This window comes from Oxalobacter aliiformigenes (genome assembly GCF_027116575.1).
Lineage (GTDB): Bacteria > Pseudomonadota > Gammaproteobacteria > Burkholderiales > Burkholderiaceae_D > Oxalobacter > Oxalobacter aliiformigenes.
The window spans coordinates 307,802-327,320 of sequence record NZ_CP098252.1 but is presented as its reverse complement, the minus strand read 5'-3'; the positions used below and the strand labels follow the sequence as shown (position 1 = coordinate 327,320).

General features: G+C 49.4%; 15 protein-coding genes and 1 pseudogene. 7 read left to right on the top strand and 9 right to left on the bottom strand.

Translation table 11 applies throughout. From position 1 onward, the window contains the following. Nucleotides 1-105 precede the first annotated feature (105 nt). The 3 genes from NB647_RS01590 to ttcA are packed head-to-tail and all read left to right on the top strand — an operon-like array spanning nucleotide 106 to nucleotide 2,154. Nucleotides 106-888, top strand: coding sequence for an SDR family oxidoreductase (locus NB647_RS01590; protein WP_269278232.1), 783 nt, complete (start codon nucleotides 106-108; stop codon nucleotides 886-888). Between the two features lie 4 nt (nucleotides 889-892). Continuing rightward, nucleotides 893-1,288, top strand: coding sequence for a dihydroneopterin aldolase (locus tag NB647_RS01585; RefSeq protein ID WP_269264809.1), 396 nt, complete (start codon nucleotides 893-895; stop codon nucleotides 1,286-1,288). Nucleotides 1,289-1,302: 14 nt separating this feature from the next. After that, nucleotides 1,303-2,154, top strand: a complete 852-nt coding sequence (gene ttcA / locus NB647_RS01580; RefSeq protein WP_269283800.1) for a tRNA 2-thiocytidine(32) synthetase TtcA — start codon at nucleotides 1,303-1,305, stop codon at nucleotides 2,152-2,154. Here ttcA and rfaE2 read toward each other — a convergent pair. Then, nucleotides 2,125-2,604 (bottom strand): D-glycero-beta-D-manno-heptose 1-phosphate adenylyltransferase, encoded by a 480-nt coding sequence (gene rfaE2, locus NB647_RS01575; RefSeq protein WP_269283799.1) that lies wholly within the window; start codon nucleotides 2,602-2,604, stop codon nucleotides 2,125-2,127. The two genes, ttcA and rfaE2, sit on opposite strands and share 30 nt — an antisense overlap. A gap of 201 nt (nucleotides 2,605-2,805) precedes the next feature. Between rfaE2 and NB647_RS01570 the strand changes: the two genes are divergently transcribed. Next, nucleotides 2,806-3,534: a DUF3108 domain-containing protein gene (locus NB647_RS01570; RefSeq protein ID WP_269283797.1), complete on the top strand. Its 729-nt coding sequence runs from the start codon at nucleotides 2,806-2,808 to the stop codon at nucleotides 3,532-3,534. Between the two features lie 13 nt (nucleotides 3,535-3,547). On the opposite strand, the gene NB647_RS01565 is transcribed toward NB647_RS01570, so the two are convergent. After that, complete coding sequence (locus NB647_RS01565; RefSeq protein WP_269283795.1) at nucleotides 3,548-7,282, bottom strand: translocation/assembly module TamB domain-containing protein; 3,735 nt, start codon at nucleotides 7,280-7,282, stop codon at nucleotides 3,548-3,550. Continuing rightward, on the bottom strand, nucleotides 7,282-9,042 hold the full coding sequence (locus tag NB647_RS01560; RefSeq protein WP_269283794.1) for an autotransporter assembly complex protein TamA: 1,761 nt from the start codon (nucleotides 9,040-9,042) through the stop codon (nucleotides 7,282-7,284). Before NB647_RS01560 ends, NB647_RS01565 begins: the two co-directional genes overlap by 1 nt. Before the next feature lie 271 nt (nucleotides 9,043-9,313). Here NB647_RS01560 and queC point away from each other — a divergent pair, with 271 nt between their 5' ends. Continuing rightward, nucleotides 9,314-10,027, top strand: coding sequence for a 7-cyano-7-deazaguanine synthase QueC (queC, locus tag NB647_RS01555; RefSeq protein WP_269283792.1), 714 nt, complete (start codon nucleotides 9,314-9,316; stop codon nucleotides 10,025-10,027). Nucleotides 10,028-10,107: 80 nt separating this feature from the next. On the opposite strand, the gene NB647_RS01550 is transcribed toward queC, so the two are convergent. The 6 genes and pseudogenes from NB647_RS01550 to NB647_RS01525 all read right to left on the bottom strand — a co-directional run bounded on the left by NB647_RS01550 (nucleotide 10,108) and on the right by NB647_RS01525 (nucleotide 17,282). Continuing rightward, entirely contained in the window at nucleotides 10,108-12,501 is a 2,394-nt protein-coding gene (locus NB647_RS01550) for a phosphoketolase family protein (protein WP_269284684.1), read from the bottom strand. A gap of 286 nt (nucleotides 12,502-12,787) precedes the next feature. Beyond that, the gene (gene glmU, locus NB647_RS01545) at nucleotides 12,788-14,146 is read right to left on the bottom strand and encodes a bifunctional UDP-N-acetylglucosamine diphosphorylase/glucosamine-1-phosphate N-acetyltransferase GlmU (RefSeq protein ID WP_269283791.1); all 1,359 of its coding nucleotides are present in this window, start codon (nucleotides 14,144-14,146) and stop codon (nucleotides 12,788-12,790) included. Nucleotides 14,147-14,195: 49 nt separating this feature from the next. Further along, the gene (locus NB647_RS01540) at nucleotides 14,196-14,684 is read right to left on the bottom strand and encodes an asparaginase domain-containing protein (RefSeq protein ID WP_269283790.1); all 489 of its coding nucleotides are present in this window, start codon (nucleotides 14,682-14,684) and stop codon (nucleotides 14,196-14,198) included. Nucleotides 14,685-14,696: 12 nt separating this feature from the next. After that, a complete protein-coding gene (locus NB647_RS01535; RefSeq protein WP_269283788.1) occupies nucleotides 14,697-15,425 on the bottom strand; it encodes an L-asparaginase in 729 nt (242 codons plus the stop codon). Between the two features lie 44 nt (nucleotides 15,426-15,469). Then, a pseudogene (gene ylqF, locus NB647_RS01530) lies at nucleotides 15,470-16,346 on the bottom strand (ribosome biogenesis GTPase YlqF). 9 nt (nucleotides 16,347-16,355) lie between these two features. Continuing rightward, nucleotides 16,356-17,282 carry a histone deacetylase family protein gene (locus NB647_RS01525; RefSeq protein ID WP_269278254.1) on the bottom strand — a complete coding sequence of 309 codons (927 nt, stop codon included), beginning with the start codon at nucleotides 17,280-17,282 and terminating at the stop codon, nucleotides 16,356-16,358. 653 nt (nucleotides 17,283-17,935) lie between these two features. Here NB647_RS01525 and mltB point away from each other — a divergent pair. Then, nucleotides 17,936-18,856 (top strand): lytic murein transglycosylase B, encoded by a 921-nt coding sequence (gene mltB / locus NB647_RS01520; RefSeq protein WP_416143578.1) that lies wholly within the window; start codon nucleotides 17,936-17,938, stop codon nucleotides 18,854-18,856. Between the two features lie 323 nt (nucleotides 18,857-19,179). Further along, complete coding sequence (locus tag NB647_RS01515; RefSeq protein WP_269264798.1) at nucleotides 19,180-19,518, top strand: hypothetical protein; 339 nt, start codon at nucleotides 19,180-19,182, stop codon at nucleotides 19,516-19,518. Nucleotide 19,519: the final 1 nt, after the last annotated feature.

Genomic DNA, 19,519 nt, shown 5'->3' with positions numbered 1-19,519 from the left:
ACGGTGAAAAAACGGCATTTTTCCGATTCGATGATTCATTACTTTTCTCAAAGATGAATGCTTCGCGTACAATTTCGTTTTCAGGCAAAAAACGGAATATCCTGTATGGCAAATCATGGAATCGCATTGGTAACCGGCGCAGCCAGACGTATTGGTCGCGTTATTGCCCTGTCTCTTGCCAGACATGGCTGGGATGTTGCGGTCCATTACCGTTTTTCCGAAAGCGAGGCAATGGCGACAGCTGAAGATATCCGAAAACTGGGCCGCCGTTCTGTTGCGCTGCATTGCGATTTGACAGACGAAGAAGCGGTAAACCGGTTACTGCAACGGGTCGAGGATTCATTGGGAAGACCTTCCTGTCTCGTCAATAATGCTTCTGTTTTCGAACACGACAGTGTGACAGATTTTTCTGCGCACTCGCTGGATTTCCATATGCGTACCAATCTGACTGCTCCGGTTCTGCTGTCACGGGCACTTCACACCATGACACCTGAAGGATCGCAATCCGTCGTTGTCAATTTGCTTGACCAGAAACTGGACAATCTCAATCCCAGTTTCCTGTCCTACACATTATCGAAAGCGGCCCTGAATACGGCGACAACACTGTTGGCACAGGAACTGGCGCCCAAACTCCGGGTTGTCGGCATCGCCCCCGGCATCACACTCGTATCGGGAGAACAAACCGAACAGGACTTCCAGATTGCCCACAAAAACACTCCTTTAGGTCGCTCCAGCACACCTGAAGACATCGCTTCGGCGGTTTGCTTTATTCTTGACTCTCCGGCAATTACCGGTACAACCATTATGGTTGATGGTGGCCAGCATCTCATTCCCCTTTCCCAGGATGTCATGTTTATTGCCAAGATGAGTGCCCAAAACAATTCTTGATCCCATGCATACACTTCTTCATCCCAAACTGAAAAACTGCCGTCGGCTTTTCCTTCGCAATTACGAAGTTCCTGTCAAAATCGGCGTTCACGATTTCGAAAAAAAACGCGCACAGCGTCTGTTGATCAACGTTGATCTGTACATTCCTCTGGCATTGTCGACGCCGGTCAACGACCAGCTTGCCGAAGTCGTGGACTATTCATTCATCCGGGATACCCTGTTTGAAAGAACGTCAAAGGGGCATATCAATCTTCAGGAAACATTATGTGATGACGTCGCCAAAATGCTGTTGGCCCACCCGCATGTACAGGCTGTCCGCGTTTCCTCGGAAAAACCCGATGTTTATGAAGACTGCGACAGCATTGGCGTTGAGGTTTTCCGTTTTCGGGATGAAAACTGATTCCAGTACGGATTATGGCAACCCGCAGGCAGTTTTTCAAAACCGGTTTTGAAAACAACAAACTGGCAAAACGTCTTTACCGTCAGGTCGGCAAGGCGATTGGCGACTTCAATCTGATCGAAGACGGGGACAAAGTCATGGTATGCCTGTCGGGAGGCAAGGACAGTTTTGCCATGCTTGATATCCTTTTGGGTCTTCAGGCGCGCGCGCCCGTTCATTTCGATATTATCGCCGTCAATCTTGACCAGAATCTGCCCGGATTTCCGAAAGACATTCTGCCTGTTTACCTGAAAGAAAAAAACATTCCTTTCCACATCGAAACACAGGATACCTACAGCATCATCCGACGCCTGATACCGGAGAACAAACCGGTCTGTTCGCTTTGTTCCCGTTTGCGCCGGGGAATTCTCTATCGGGTTGCCGGTGAATTGGGAGCAACCAAAATCGCACTGGGACACCATCGGGACGACATACTGGAAACATTTTTCCTGAATCTGTTTTTCGGTGCAAAAATCAAGAGCATGCCTCCCAAATTGAAAACCAACGATGGCAAACACATTGTGATCCGCCCTCTTGCCTACGTCAAAGAAACCGATATCGAGCACTTTGCCGAAATCCGGCAATATCCGGTTTTCCCCAAAAACCTGTGCGGAGCCAAAGAAAATCAGCAACGCCGGCAAATCAAAACGCTGATCCGTGAGTGGGAAAAAAGATATCCGGGCAGAATCGAAAACATCTTTTCGTCGCTTTCCACCGTCGTCCCTTCACACCTGATGGACAAATGTCTTTATGACTTCGACAGTCTGACATCCGACGAAAATGATACAGACCGTTTTCTACCGGAAACGACGGACCTTATTGAGTAAGGCGGTCGTCGATCTGTCATATTCGAAGTCAATTGCCATCACCCTGCCGCCGTAAGCAAGTACTTCCTTTCCCTCAGGGATGGCCGTCATGTCATAGTCTCCGCCCTTGACATAAATATCCGGACGGCATTCCCGCACAATCGCCTGTGCCGTATCTTCATCAAACGGGACGACCGCACTGACCGATTCCAGCGCCGCCAAAACGGCCATCCTGTCCTCACAGGAATTGATCGGGCGATCATCCCCCTTGCCGAGTCGTTTGACCGATTCATCCGTATTGACGGCGACAACAAGTGAAGCACCGAGCGCACGTGCCTGTGCGAGATAAGTAACATGCCCCCGGTGAAGAATATCAAAAACACCATTAGTAAAAACCACCGGTTTCGGCAAATCCGAAATCTTCGAACATATCGCCTTGCGGCTACATATTTTTTTATAAAAAGAAACCATTTGAAAATTCAGAAACCCTTAGTTAATTCCAACTATGCAACAAGAATGAACTAAAATCGTCGATGAACAAAAAAAGCATGCATCTGTCTCAAGATAACAAGCCGGCGAGATTCGTTTTTTGTTTCTATTTGTATCAATCATCGACATGGCGGAAACATCTGTTCATATTCGTTTATATCACAAGCCGATAGAAAGTCCGAAATGAAGAATATACGTTACTTTATGGCATGGCTGGTCCTGCTCGCTCTTTCCCCGTCAATATTCGCCAGCCAGAACACCCGCGCCCCGAATACAGATATCCCTCCTTCCGCAGAACTCACCTATACCGTAAAAGCCGAATATAACGGGCTCAGTCTGGGCGGAAACTCATTTATTCAATGGAAAGCGGACAAGCAGAAATATTCGCTTCAAAATGAAGCCAGAATATCGTTTTTCGGCAAAATCCTTGACGCCGACAGCAACGGTCGAATCACTGCCGAGGGACTCGTTCCGGAAAAATACGTCGAAAAACGGCTTCGGAAAGAGCAAACCACCACCCTGTTCAACTACACCGACCATACCGTCACTTTCCGTGAAAACAGGAAAGCCTCCCTCCGGGAAATAGCCCAGGACCGGGCCAGCATTGTCTGGCAACTGGCTTTTATTGCCAGAGCCGATCCCGAACGATTGGTTCCCGGTTCCACACTGACATTCCAGGTCGCCGGTCGCAGTAAAATCGAACCCTGGACATTCCATGTCGTCAACACGGGCGACATTTCCACTCCAATGGGAAAAACAAAAGCGATCCAGTTTTCAAGAAACGGCAAAAAAGGCCAGAAGATGAATGTCTGGCTGGCACCGGATCACAACTGGTATCCTGTCCAGATTCTTTTCGATGAACCGGGCGGTCTTCAACTTTTGCAAACCATAAAGAAGATCACACCTCTTTGAAAAGAGAGCGACCTCAGTCGAATTTCCAGTCATACAACAAATCGACAGCCGTAATCGTTCCCGTTTGCCCGACAAGCGACAGGCGCCTTGAGATAATATAACGCAACTTGATCAGATTGGTCGCGCCTGTCAGTCCCTGCTCATACGTCAGATAAAGACGTGACGAAATCCGCTTGGTCAATGACAGGACCGTTTCGTCCAACTGGGATGAAGATGAAATACCGATGTCATCCAGACCGATTGTACTGGCCAGTCTTGTCGGCAAACCGCCAGACTGCTCCGTACTCAAAATGGCCGCCGCTGCCGTGGCGATGAGAGCACGTTGCTGATCATCCCCGTTTTCACCGCCGCTATACCCCAGAACCAGCCAGGACAGCTTTTCCGTATCGGACACTTCCGGTGTCGATACAAGCTGAACTTTCGGCGACTGTGCCGTCCCCTTGACGGAAACCCCGACCTCCGTCACATCCTCCGTAGGAGGGAATTCCCGCACGGCAAGAATATCGATTGTCGGATTTTCTACTGGTCCGCTGAATGTCACCTGTCCCTTCTTGATAGTCAGTTTCTGTCCAAATGCCGTATAGGATCCATCCTCTGTATTGACTGTTCCGAACACACGCAACCGGTTGTCCTGACCGGAAACAGCCTGTATCTGGCCGGCAAGTCTGGTATCCACCCCCTTCCCTTTCAGATAAAATTCGTTGCCGAGACCGACTTTCAGGTCAAATCTCAACGGAACCGGATTATCGGTTTTCTTTTCAGGACGTCCCAAAACAACAACATCCTTGCTGTATGTGACATTTCGGCTATCCGTCAGAATGATCATCGCCCGGTTGACATGCCACTCTCCGGTCAACTGCACCCTGTTCTCATCCAGAGAGAAATCCCCCTTCCCGGTAATGGCAAGCTGTCTGTCCACATTGGATAAAATCAACAATTTGTCCGTCTGGAAATGCAGATTGCTCAGTAACTCTCCATTTTTCAGCTGAACTCCCCCACCGATCTGCAACCGGCCCTCCGGCCCATAAATAATCCCTTTGACAATCTGCATACGGTTGCCATCAAGCTCGGCGGATATCTCACCACGAGACAGATCGACTCCCATACTCAACCAGCTGACCGACAGATTTTTTCCTTCAACATTGCCTGACAGCCGGGGATTGCCCAATGTGCCGTTCCCGTTGACCTGAAGTGACAGGGAACCGCCCAGCTCCATATCCGGCTGACCGGTCAACGGTCCTATCCATGCAACAGAAGGGACATCGGCATGAACGGACAATTCAAAGGGACTCTCCTTCGAGATACGCCAGCTCCCGTTATGCAAAACGAATTTCGTCATGGCCCGGGCCTGCACCGTTCCCGCTTTCGCACTTTCAATCCGGGCATCGAGACTGGCGGTATTCCGGGAAAAGGTGGCTTGCACGTCAAATGTATTCAATCCCAGTTTGATACGATTGTCCCCCAGCAAGGTGATATCGCCCTGTTCCCTGTAAAGATGAACCTTTCCATCCAGACTTCGCCCCGCCACCAGTGACCAGTCCACTCCGAAAGTCAGTGTTGTACGTACCGTATTTCCGGAATCGGGCGAAACGGCAAGCAGATAAGCCAGTGGAACACCGCGCGCATTGCCGGACGTTTCCAGCAAATGACCCTTTTTAACCAGTTTTTCAACCGTCAATTGCCCATCCGGCAACTTGAGCGTCATATTCCGGAGAGATATTTCATGACTGCCGATTCGTACCGGAACAGATGAACTCAATTCAAAAGGCTGCTTTCCCTGATTTTCCAGTATGTCCAGCCGTCCTTCCCATATCTCCTTCGATGTCAGGCCACCTGTCGCCTGCGCAACCAGATCAAACAAGTCATTTTTTGCCGTTATACGTATGTCATGAGAACGCAATGTTCCATCGATACCAGCCTGAATCGTATTCCACGTGCCCGAACCGACGGTCACATCATCAAGCCGTGCATTAATGGCAATCCTGTTTCCCAATTCCGTCCCGAAACGCAGTCGTGCCTGCAGCTTTCCTGCGCCATACTGGCCCAATACCAGAAAATCCGTCCCTTCCAGATCCATCGCAACATGCATTGAATCCAGAGAACCGTTCAATTCTCCTTCACCCGACAACGCCCCCTTATATCCTTTTCCAAAAGACTCCAGATCAGGCGCCTTCAGTTTCCAGGCCAGCCGGTCCCCCGGTTTTCCCAGATTGCCGGATACGCTCATGGAATTGGCTCCCAGCGTCAACAGGATATTCACGTCATTTATCTCTTTGTTTCCGATATGGAATTGCCCTTTGCCGGCCAGTGCCTGATTGAACAAGCGACTCGGCAAAAACGAATACCGTACCAGAATATCCTGCCGGGGTTTCAGTGAACCGGAAATATCGAGCCTGAAATTCAGATCGGACTCGGCGAATTGGCCGAAAGAAGCGAAATTGAACCGGTTGACTTCACCGGCCAATTTAAAGGCCTGACCTTCGTCCAGGTTCATGTGCCCGGTCATTCTGAGTTCACTCCGGTCTGCCTTGACCAGCAATTCTTCCAGATCAAGCTCATTTTCTTTTTTAAGCAAACGGGCATTCAGGCGAATATGGTTCTCTCCCAGTTCAATCCTGAAATCCTGATTTTTCTCCCATTGAAGAAAGCGGATCTTTCCTGAAATCCGTGTTTGTCGAATCCTCGAACTGATCTCCTGCAAATCAAATCGTGACGTTTCGAGTGCAAGCACGACCTTTTCAGATACAAACTGGCCGTTCCCGGTAAATTGCCCGGCTTTCCCGAAATCCAGCAAAATATCATTCAACAAAATGTTATCGACATCCCCCTCGATCTTTCCTTTCAGAAACCGGACAGGTACTTCATTCCGATCGAATGGTCCCGGTTTACTGTTTTTGACCGCGACCTGTCCCTTCAACGACCGGTTCTTATCGGCACGAACATCAATCCGCGCATCAAAATCCGCGACTGGCCAGGTCGATTCGATCCTTGAAGGATCAAGCCCTTTTATATCCAGCTGAACCGCTTCGAACGGAAAAGAAGCGAACGGTGTCACAATGGCTTCAACCTGACCTTTTGCATCATATCCGTCAAGATTGCCCGTCACATTCAAACGGTTCAGATCTCCGGACAACATCACGCTTGCATTTGCCCTGGCCAATTCATTCTCCAACCGGATCGTGCCGTCAACGCGGTAAGGGCGCGCCGTGCCCAGACTCATATTGATTCCGGTATTGCCCAAAGGGCTGTCAAATCCAAGATCCTTTACGCGCCATGCGGCCGCATCAGAGACAAGTGAGAAATTCACATTCTGCAATGAGATTCCCACCCCGGATTGGGTAACCGAAACCGAATCGAAATGTACATCCGAAACCTGAATGGAAACCGGGGGCGCCAGAGATTGCGGCAAAACAAATGGTTCTTCGGAAGACTGTTTCAAATCGACACTGATGCTGTCGGCCGAAATCAGCGAGACGTCCAGCCGACCCTGCAAAAGCCGCCAGGGATTCCACTCAAACATCAGGTGATCAACCCGGATATCTCTTTCTGCACTGCCCAGAGTAATTTTTTCGATTTCAAGCGAACCAAGCAGCGTTCCGGAAACGCCTTCGATTTCAATATCACCATCTCCCGCCTGTACGACCTTCTGGACAACCCACTGCAACGCCCATTCCTGACCTGCCAGCCAGATCAATCCCCCCAGCAGGAAAAAAGGTACGAATAACAGTATCAGCAAGCGCCGTCGCATCAGAAAGTAAATCCCAATGAAAAATGTAATCGGAAACTACCCGTTCTTTCACCATATGCCAGATCGACACCAATCGGCCCGGCAGGACTGCGCCAGCGGCCGCCTATACCATAGCCTATAGCGGGATCAAGCTCCTTGATCGTATCGCCGGCATTACCGGCATCGACAAAAAAGGCGACGCCCCAGTTTTTGATGAAATAGTACTGATACTCGATACTGGCCACAGCCAGATAACGCCCCCCTACGATCGCGTCACCTTCCTTGACCCCCAGACTCTGATACGAATAACCACGAACAGACTGGTCTCCCCCTGTCCGGAAAAGAACAGTTGACGGAACACCCTCTTTGCCGTCAGAGACAACCGCTCCGAGTTCCCCTCTCAAAATAAGATCGCCCTTCTCACCTATCGGCTGGAAGCGAATACCTTTAAGATACCCTCTCACAAACGACTTGTCCGTCAATACCGGTTCAACCGCCGCTCCCACCTGAGCTTCAAGAGCATACCCTTTCGTCGGTGCGAGACGATTGTTCAGATGTCGCGTTATGATTCCGAATGTCACCGGCAACGCCTGACTCTGCTGCCCGTCGGCCCCGTCAATCCGGTTATGTTCATTCAGATATTCGACGCTCACATATTTTTCCAGGCGGGGTGTTCCCCACGCTCTTCTGAAATTGGCGCCGGCAACACGGGTATCTTCTCCCTCGATCTCGGAACGGTCGTACATTACGCCAAAACTGTCTCTTGTACCATCCGGTCGTTGAGGAAGATAAACATCCGCCTTTGCGGTTCTCTGCCTGGATTGCAAAACGACAGAACTCTTCAATTTATAATCCCTGCCGAGAAAGTGGAGATTGTCATACGTCAGGCTGATACGTTCACCCATATCCGTGCTGTAACCGATACCGACTGCAGCATGTTTTTTCTTGTTTTCAACGACAGTCACCGTAATGGGAACCTCCTCAAGACCAGACTCCAGATCGGCGGTCACTTCAACCGAACTGAAATACCCCGAATCCTGAATCCGGGACTGCCAGTTCAGAAGCGCATTCTCACGAAAAGTCGATCCGACCTTGACCGGACGCTGACCCATAATGACATCTTCTCCATACCGGTGTAATCCCACGATTCTGATGGGACCGAATTTCACAGGATTTCCACTGTTGACGATGACTTTGAGTGTCACCTCATCCGTCTCGGGATTAACAATCGCCCGGGTATCCTCAAGTTCGGCACGGGGATAGCGCACCCGGGTAACCTGTTTCAGGAGGGCGATTTTGGCCGCTTCCCAGTCAGCCATCCTGAAAACCGATCCCACAGGCAACTGCCAGTTTTCTTTCAGCTGTTCGATGCTGGGCTTCAGTGAACTTTTCTGTGTCGTGATCGCCCCCTTAAACTCGATATCGACGACCGCGACCTTTACAGGTTTTCCGGGATCGACATGGATCAAAATACGGCGACCGCCATTTTCAAGTTTCTGCATTTCCGTCTTGATGACAGGAGAATAATAACCTTCAGTTTCGACCAGTTGTCGTATTTCATCCGGAGTATTACGATACAACCTTCTGAGCTGCGCACCATCAATTTGCTCATTTCCACGCCACCGGATCAGATCAAGATTCTGTTCCAGCAACGTCTTGATCATTTTCGGCGCATCGATATCGACATCATACGACACTGGTTTTGCGTAAAGCACCGACGAACAGAACAGGAGGAAAAACAATATCAGGATCTTGCAACAGAAATGCCAATGAAAAGCCATTTTCGAAATCGCTTTGTCATTTTTGAAAACTTCCATTACATTGATCATATCTGAGATAGCCGGATCCAGCTGTTTTTCAATAACGATTACGTCACTTGATTCTGCGAGACTACCACGCAATACTGCTCAAGTCGTTTAATATATTTCAAGAGACAAGAAAAAGCCGGACATTTTATAGTATTCGGAAAAATACGGGGCTTTATCTCCCGGCCTGCAGCCTTTCAGGCCGTTTATTGATACTTTCCGATTCCAAACAAACACCTATTTAGCCATGTCAGAAAAAAAAGCTCTCGTTCTTTTCAGTGGAGGACAGGACTCTACCACCTGCCTTGCCTGGGCACTATCCCGTTACGATCTGGTCGAAACGATCGGATTCAGTTATGGCCAGCGGCATGGAATCGAACTTGCCGGCAGACCGGTCATTCTCGAGAAAATACGACGGCTTTCTGAAGACTGGAAACGGAAACTGGGTGAAGACCACCTATGCGACCTGTCGCTGATCAGTAACATATCCGATACCGCCATGACTTCGGATATGGAAATCCGTATGACGGAAAACGGATTGCCGAATACATTCGTACCCGGACGAAATCTGATGTTTTTAACCGTAGCGGCCATGATTGCCTACCGTCGCAGTCTGAACATTCTTGTCGGCGGGATGTGCGAAACCGATTTTTCCGGATATCCCGATTGTCGTGACGATGCCATCAAGGCCCTTCAGGTCGCTTTGAACATCGGTATGGACACCCGCATCAACCTGGTCACCCCCCTGATGTGGAAAAACAAGAAAGAAACCTGGCAACTGGCATATGATCTGGGAGGACAGACACTCGTCGAACTCATCGTCAAAGATACCCATACCTGTTATGTCGGCGAACACGACCGGTTACATGCATGGGGATACGGATGCGGAAAATGTCCGGCCTGCCAGTTGAGAAAACGTGGATTTGAACAATATCGGTCCGAAAAAGAAAAAAACGGATGATTCCATCATAATGAAAAAAACGCACGCCTTTGAACGCGTGCGTTTTTTTCAGATTAAAGCCGCATCAACAGACCGAGCTGTCAGGATTTGCCATCCGCCCAGTTCCAGTCCCGGATCTCAGGCATGTCTTCACCATATTTGTAGACATACGCTTTATGCTCCAGCAAGCGGTTACGCAAATACTGTTTGGTATAAGCCGCCTTCGCCCCCAGACTCGGCAGCCGATCGATGACATCACCGGCCAGATGATAACGATCCAGGTCATTCATCACAACCATATCAAATGGCGTGGTCGTCGTCCCTTCTTCCTTGTAACCGCGAACATGGAAGTTCTTGTGATTCGTGCGACGATAAGTCAACCGGTGAATCAGCCAGGGATAACCATGATAGGCAAAAATAACCGGCTTGTCCTTGGTAAACAGGACATCGAATTCCCGGTCCGACAGACCATTCGGATGTTCACTGGGTTGCTGCAAAGTCATCAGATTGACCACATTGATCACCCGGATTTTCAATTCAGGAATATGTTCCCTTAAAATCTTGACTGCCGCCAGCGTTTCAAGCGTCGGGACATCTCCGCAACATACCATGACGACATCAGGTTCCGCTCCCTTGTCATTACTTGCCCACTCCCAGATGCCAATACCCGCCGTACAATGCCTGATCGCTTCATCCATGTTCAGATACTGCAATGCCGGCTGTTTGCCTGCCACAATGACATTGATACGGTGCCGGCTGCGCAGGCAATGATCGGTAACGGATAGCAGACAATTTGCATCAGGTGGAAGATAGACACGGGTGATATCGGCCTTTTTGTTCATGACCAGATCGATAAATCCGGGATTCTGATGACTGAGACCATTATGGTCCTGACGCCAGACATGGGATGTCAGCAGATAATTCAGTGATGCGATCGGACGGCGCCACGGAATATGACGGCAGACTTCCAGCCATTTCGCATGCTGGTTGAACATGGAATCGACGACGTGGATAAAAGCCTCATAACAGGGGAAAAAACCGTGTCTTCCCGTCAGCAGATAGCCTTCCAGCCAGCCTTCTGACTGGTGTTCGGACAACATTTCCAAAACCCGGCCGGTATGGGAAACCTTGTCGTCTGTCGGCTTGATCTCATCCATGAAAGTCCGCTCGGTCACTTCGAAAACGGCGTTCCACCGGTTGGAAGATGTTTCATCCGGACTGAATACACGGAAATTTCTGGCCTCCTCATTCAAGACGAAAACATCACGGATCATGTTGCCCTGAACGCGCGTGCTTTCGGCCACGACGACCCCGGGCGAAGGGACATCCACCGCATACTTGCGGAAATCGGGCATACGCAATTCACGAAGCAGGATACCGCCATTGGCATGTGGATTGGCTCCCATTCTCCTGTCGCCTTTCGGTGCCAGTTCTGCCAGTTCGGGTTTCAGTTTTCCGCGCTCATCAAACAATTCATGAGGTTTGTAACTCAACAGCCAGTCATTCAGGATTTTCAGGTGAGCCGGATTGGTCTTCACTTCATTCACCGGAACCTGATGGGCACGGAATGTTCCTTCGACCTGCTGGCCATCGACAACCCCCGGCCCTGTCCAGCCCTTCGGGCTGCGTAACACGATCATCGGCCACTTCGGGCGCATCGAATATCCGTTTGTCCGTGCATCGGACTGTATCTGTTTGATCCGGGCAATCACAATATCCAGTGTCGCCGCCATTTTCTGATGCATGACCATCGGATCCGAACCTTCCACATAGTAAGGTTCATAACCATATCCCCGCATCAGTTCATCCAGTTCTTTTGGCGGTATCCGTCCCAGTACCGTCGGACCAGCGATTTTCGCATCATTCAGATGAAGAATCGGCAAAACGGCACCATCATAAACCGGATTGATGAATTTATTGGAATGCCAGCCTGTTGCCAGCGGTCCCGTTTCCGCCTCACCGTCACCGACGACACAGGTCACGATCAGATCGGGATTGTCGAATGCGGCACCGAACGCGTGAGAAAGGGCATATCCAAGCTCTCCGCCTTCATGTATCGAACCGGGCGTTTCCGCTGCGGTATGACTCGGAATACCTCCCGGAAAGGAAAACTGGGTAAACAGTTTCTTCATCCCTTCCTCGTCTTCGGAGATATTCGGATAGAATTCGCTATAGGTGCCTTCCAGATATGTGTTGGCAACCAGAGCAGGGCCACCATGACCGGGCCCTGTCACAAAAATCATGTCCAGATCGTATTTTTTGATGACACGGTTCATATGGACATAAATAAAATTCAGACCCGGCGTCGTTCCCCAGTGCCCCAAAAGCCGGGGTTTGATATCATCGGGACTCAAAGGCTCCTTCAGCAAGGGATTGTTATACAGATAGATTTGTCCAACCGACAAATAATTTGCCGCATTGAAATAGGCATTAATTTTCTGCAAAATGTCCGGAGAGAGTGGTTCTGCGTTCTGATCAAGCTTTTCCGCATTCATACCCATATTCATTTCCTTTCTATTCTTTCGTATTCGGCTCGCCGAATACGGCAGAATCCGAATTTACATGTTTCAGGCAATGGTGAGTGAACGACAACCGTATTGAAATAAGAATGCTCTGACGACGGAGTAGCGACGGCAAAACTTTATTCCATCAGGAAACGGCCGCCTTTGCCCAGCAAAAGCGGCCTCAACAACAATATAACAGGAATTACACTGATTTAGGCACTTTGCCAGCGCCATTTTTCAAAAAACTGCGATCCGTCAATTTTCATGGGAAAAGACATTATTTTTTTGATTTTACCGGTCTTTTCCAGTCATTTATCGTCGTTTGCCGAACACGCGATACCGTCAGTGAACCAGCCGGAGCGTCCTTTGTCAAAGTCGTTCCGGCTCCGATCGTTGCACCGCTTCCCACCCTGACCGGTGCGACCAGCTCGCAATTGGTGCCGATAAAGGCATCGTCCCCGATAACCGTCCTGTGCTTGTTGGCACCGTCATAATTGCAGGTGATTGCCCCCGCACCGATATTGACCCGGCTTCCGACGGTCGAGTCTCCGACATAGGCAAGATGGTTCGCCTTGCTCTGCGCCGCAATATGGCTGTTCTTGACCTCGACAAAATTGCCGATATGCACTTCCTCTCCCAACTCGGCTCCCGGCCGCAGGCGTGCATAAGGTCCGATCAGCGACCCCGGACCGATTTTCGCGCCATCCAGATGACAAAAAGGACGGATTTCGGCATTTTCCCCAATAAGGCAATTACGAACAACGCAATTGGGACCGACCGTCACTCCGTCGGCCAGCGTCACTTCCCCTTCAAAAACACAATTGACATCGATAAAAACATCACGGCCGCATTGCAGGGAACCACGGACGTCGATTCGGTCCGGATCAGCCAGGCTGACTCCATCGTCCAGTAAACGGGAAGCGATATTTTTCTGATAAACCCGTTCCAGTTTTGCCAGTTGTTTTTTGCTGTTGACCCCCATGGTTTCAGAGATGTCATCCGGCTGTGATGAAACAATGTCGATATTTTCGGAAACGGCCCTGGAAACGATATCCGTGAGGTAATACTCTCCCTGCACATTATCATTGGTCAGAGAAGATAACCATCGTTTCAGCAAAGCTGTCGGCACGACCATCATACCGGTATTGATTTCCTTTACGGCCAGTTCTTCCTCACGACCATCCTTTTGTTCGACAATCCGTCTGATTCTCCCATCCACACGAATAATGCGTCCGTAACCTGTTGGATCCGGCATTTCAACGGTCAAAATACCCAGTCTTTCATTTCCTGCAACCGAAACCAGACGCCTGAGTGATTCGATGCCGATCAAGGGGACATCACCATAAAGTATGAGTGTCGGAACCGATTCATCCAGCTCCGGGACGGCCTGCATAACAGCATGTCCGGTCCCCAGCTGGGGTTCCTGTTTCACAAATATGAGATCCGGACCGGTTATCTGCCGTAATACCTGTTCGCCACCATGACCGTAAACAATCACCAGCTTTTCGGGCATCAACGCCCTTGCCGTTGCAATAACATGTTCAAGCATAGATTTGCCTGCAAGCAAATGCAACACTTTAGGTAACGAGGAATGCATGCGTTTGCCCATGCCGGCAGCCAGAATAACAATATTCATTGAAATGCTTCCCAAAAAAATTAATGACCGGTAATGTTTGCCATCGCAATCACTCCGTTTCTTCAAACCGGCCTTCCTGCCGGTTTTTCCGGACACGATCCCATTCGAAAACCCGGCCATTCATAGAAATATAGACTCCACAAGACAACAATCCGGCAGCTGCCACGGCAAAACCGAAATTGAAAAACGCATCGGAATCATCGAACTCATAAGGTATCATCGCCCCTGTCAGAACAATTGTTTTCCCGAGCGCCGCATGACCCAGCACCTTTGCCGTTTCCGGCATCGTATCTGTTCCATGAACAATAACGATTTTTTGCGATGCGCAATCTGAACAGGCCTGAAGTACTTTCAGACGGTCGGAATGCTGCATGTCCAGCGAATCCAGCATACAGACCGTTTCGAATGTACAGGGAACCGACACGCGGGCACGCTTCAAAAGTTGTGGAACATGGCTGTCTCCGAAAACCAGCTGGCCGCTGATTTCATCATAGTGTTTCTCGAAAGTTCCGCCTGTGGCAATAATATGGAGCGACATTCCGTTTCACCTTTAAAAACAGCAGAAATAATCCCGCACGACAGGATCAGTATGATAGCGTTTGTTCCACCCGGGCGGACAGGGCAGCGACGGACCGTCATAAGGAGGCAACCCCTGCCTGACAGGATAAACCGGCAAAACATCTGAAAACGAGCCATCCGGATTCAGACGTTTTTCAAGACTGTACATATACCCCGGAAGCAGCGCCGTGCACACCCGCCTGAACCATAAAGTATGTTCTTCATCTTCTCCCAGTGCCTGTGCCAGTCCTTCCGGATCGAATCTCGACAGTGCATCGATCAATTCATCCGTTGTCGCTCCGGGCAAATCGCCCCATCCCATGACCGGATTGAAGATATAATCCGCACCGGAACCATACCAGCCCTCGCGCCAGGGACGCTGGAACCAGTTTCTGCAGCCTGTGAAAAGATGCCACCGCCAGTGGAGACCCGATTCTTTCGGCCACGAGTGGAGATATAAACGCTGGTAGCCGGCACTGTGCAATTTCCGGACCATATCCATCAACCGTGCATGTGGCATACGGTCGGGTGCAGCCAGCCTGAAAAGAATCGGCTCGCCATCGGCATGCTGGACCTCGTCCGAAGACAGATTCAGGTCCAGACAACGCTGCTCGTCGCCAAAACGTGCAGAAACCCAGCCGGTCAACAGATTGACGGCTGTCAATACGCCATAACCGCGAAAACGGTGAAAAATAACAGTTCCAGGAGCAATTGGTTTCATTTGATCATTATAAATCGGAAAACCTTCCGGGCCGATAAACGGCTTCATTCATTCCCGATTTCAGCATAAGACTGAATCATCTCCCGACGGCTTTCCGGCGTTTCAAGACTTATCCGGCCGATCGCGCCATGACGATAATCCTGCAAAAGAGTATGGGCGCCCTTTTCCACATCCAGCTCCCCCCCTGATTTTGAATCCCCGTTTTCTGGCGATCATTTCCATCAACCCGATTCCATCGAGTCCATCGACCGGAATCTTGTATCGCAAAGCCAACAGCTCCGGATATCTTGCCAACAGAACATCGCCGAGAAAAGCGGCGACTTCCTCCTCGATCAGGGCGTTTACCCCGACAGCATGACTGGCCGCAAGCATATAACCGTCACTCGGATAAACGATTTTAGGCCATAACATCCCCGGTGTATCGGTCAATACCATATTCTTGTTCAGATAAAGCCGCTGCTGGCTTTTCGTTACAGCAGGCTCATCTCCGACAGCAGCAACACGGCGTTTTAACAGCATATTCATCAGCGTGGATTTTCCGACATTGGGTATTCCCATAATCATCACCCTGACCGGTTTTCCAGGACCGGTACGATGCGGGACCAGTTTCTGGCAAAGTTGCGGAATCCTGGCCACCTCCGCAGGATTTTTACATGAAAGGGCAACGGCATCCACACCGGATTGACGATTGAAATAATCCAGCCATTCTTTTGTCACCTCGGGATCAGCCAAATCGTCTTTATTCATTATTTTCAGACAGGGCCGCTGACGATGAAGCCGCAATTCCTCCACCATCGGATTGCTGCTGGCGGCAGGAAGCCGCGCATCCAGAACCTCAACGACAAGATCGGTCATTTCCATCGTTTCTGCCGCTTTTTTCCGTGCGGCATTCATATGACCCGGAAACCACTGGATAGCCATCATTGTTCCTCAGCTCTGTCCAGCCAGCGTTTTCACGTGAGCCACGACACTGCCTGCAAGCGCTTTCAGATTGTATCCTCCCTCTGAAAAACTGACGATCCGTCCCTGGCAATACTGATCGGCAACATCCATTACCTGCCGGGTAATCCATGCGTAATCCTCTTCGACCAGATTCATGTCTCCCAGCTGGTCATCACGATGGGCATCAAAACCGGCTGAAATAAAAATCATCTCCGGTTTATGCCGGTGAAGTGCCGGTAACCATTTCTCTGTTACAACCCGGCGAATGACATCACCTCCGGTACCTGGAGGAACCGGAACATTGACCATGTTTGCCCGTTCCTTTTCATTTCCGCAGAACGGATAGAGATACTGCTGGTAATAACTGACCATCAGAACACTGGGCTCATAGGAAAAAATGTCTTCCGTACCGTTGCCGTGGTGCACATCAATATCGACAATCGCCACCCGCTCGAGTTTTCTCACCTTGACCGCATGCATGGCGGCAATGGCCAGACTGTTGAACACACAAAATCCCATCGCCTCGCCTATCGTGGAGTGGTGTCCGATCGGTCTCTCAATACAGAACGCATTCCGGATTTCTCCGGACAAAACCGCATCCGTTGCGGCCAGAGCAGCTCCAGTGGTTCTCAGGGCGGCCTTCCAGCTATAGTGATTCAGCGGCGTTTCATCCAGAGGATAATAATCTCCCGGTTCGGGAATATTGTCTTTTGCCTTGTTAATCATATCCTGAGTATGAACACGCCGGATATCCCGTTCGGTGGATTCCGGCGAGAGACGGTATTCCAGAATACGGTCCAGTCCACTTTCCCGGAAAGCATTCATCATGGTTTTCATACGTGCCGGCGACTCGGGATGATGCGCTCCCATTTCATGCAACTGGCAAATCGGGTGAAAATAAATAGCAGTAGTCATAATAATTGCTTGGTCGAAATCGGTTGAATCGCACGAAATCACGGCAACTGCCGGCAAACCGGCCGGACAGGCAGATCTGAATGCGTTTTGAAAAGATAATACGGCATTCCCGCTTACTTTGCGATCTTTGTCTGAATCGTCTGCGTTATCCTTTCGCAAATCCCGGCCATTCATCCCCATGCCATATCATGCAACTGTCCGACACAGGAAATCTGACAGAAACCGTTCTCATGTAATTTTATCCGGTCAGAAACCGTCGTTTTGTATCCGGAAAGGACAATGACACGATTCTTTCAGCCATTTCCATCGTGGAATATCGCCCGCTGGTTCAAATGGACTTGGGGCGATTCATGATTTGCCATACGCCCTTTTGAGAAATATAGCCGGGTCGGGTTAATCGGTTGTTATACTCTGACCAGCCTTCCCGAGAAAAATTTCCTCACAACCGAAATCGATGCCGACAATATACCGCCTAATCCATGCAGGAATCATTTCATTCTTTCTTTCCCTGTTTCTGTCCTGCAGCATTGCACATTCAATCGAAGACTATGATCAGAAAGCCTTTTTCGCCTGTCCGTCATCCCAATCTGATACGGACATGACAGAAAAAACCGGACCAATCCGATTCTTTCCGGAAATCCTCTGCGGATTTCATCCATGAGCTATCGGAAAAGCATCACTTCGACAAAAACGAACTGGTCTGCCTTTTCGATCAGATTGAACCCAATCCGACAACGATCAGGCTGGTGACACCTGCAAGTACACAAAAACCCAAAAACTGGCAGGCATACCGGCAAAGAATGATCGAACCGACAAGAATATCAGCCGGTCTCCGGTTCTGGAACCAGTATGAAACATATCTAGACTGGGCCGAGAAAAAATTCGGCGTGCCGCCCCATATCATTGTCGGCATTCTCGGCATTGAATCTGTATATGGAAACCATACCGGCAATTTCAGGACAATCGATACGCTTGCCACACTGGCGTTCGATTATCCTGAGACGGCCAATCAGTCTGTCCGGAAAGCGTTTTTTCGTGGGGAACTGGAAAATCTTCTTCTGCTGTCCAGAGAAAACGGTACGAATCCAATGAATTTCTACGGTTCATATGCCGGAGCCATAGGATACCCTCAATTCATGCCCGGCAGTATAAGACGATATGCTCTTGATTTCGATGGTGACGGCAAGATCGATCTTGAAAATTCCGCGATTGATGCCATAGGCAGTATCGCCAATTTCCTCCTTCAACATGGATGGAATGAAAAACAGCCTATTGTCTTTCCTGTCCGCAAAACACCTGACTGCACCATGAATGAAACCCTGCTCAATCAGGGACTTGAAGCCAGATTCACACCGGCCCAACTGAAAAAGGAATGTATTGTCCCTGATACAAACATTCCTGATGGAATTCTTTACGGGTTAATTGATTTGCCTAATGGTTTTGCCGACACGGAATACTGGATCGGCTCTGACAACTTTTTTGCCATCACCCACTATAACCGAAGTTATTTCTATGCCATGTCCGTTATCCTTCTGGGAGAGGAGATTCTCCGGAAAAAAGACACTGACAGGTAGTTTGTAAAAAACGAATTTTTTATAACTGTTTTCTCATTTAGAGCTTGTTTCAACTTATGTATAATTGTTAACATATCCAGGTTACTTCATATTTCAACCTGATACGCAATACGCTTGTATATTTGCATATGTCGAAATATCAAATGAGTCTGGATAAATCAGGACCAGGGAAATATCGTCAGCAGACACTCTGTCACCATACGTAACTCTTTCGGTATATCCTTCAACCATTCACGTCTAAAATAATCTCAACCGATTATTTTCAGGTAACATGTTTTTGACAAACAAAGACAAGTGAATTTTTATAAACAGGATCTTTGAAAATGACGAACAAACCCAAAAGCCCGGAAACTCCAATTGAGGAAGACCGACTTGAAGATCGCGTATATGACCCGAACCGTCTTCTCGATACATTAATCCAGCATCTGAATCTGAAGAATGACGCCGCCTTGTCCCGTGCACTGGAAGTCGCCCCTCCCGTCATCAGCAAAATAAGACACCATCGACTGCCTGTTGGCGCTTCCCTGTTGATCCGCATGCATGAAGTCAGCGATTTGAGTATCAAGGAACTGAGACGTCTTATGGGTGATCGCCGATCGAAATTCCGTATCAGCGACAAGCAGTTCAAACCCAAAAGAAAGGACGATATGGAAAACAGCTGAA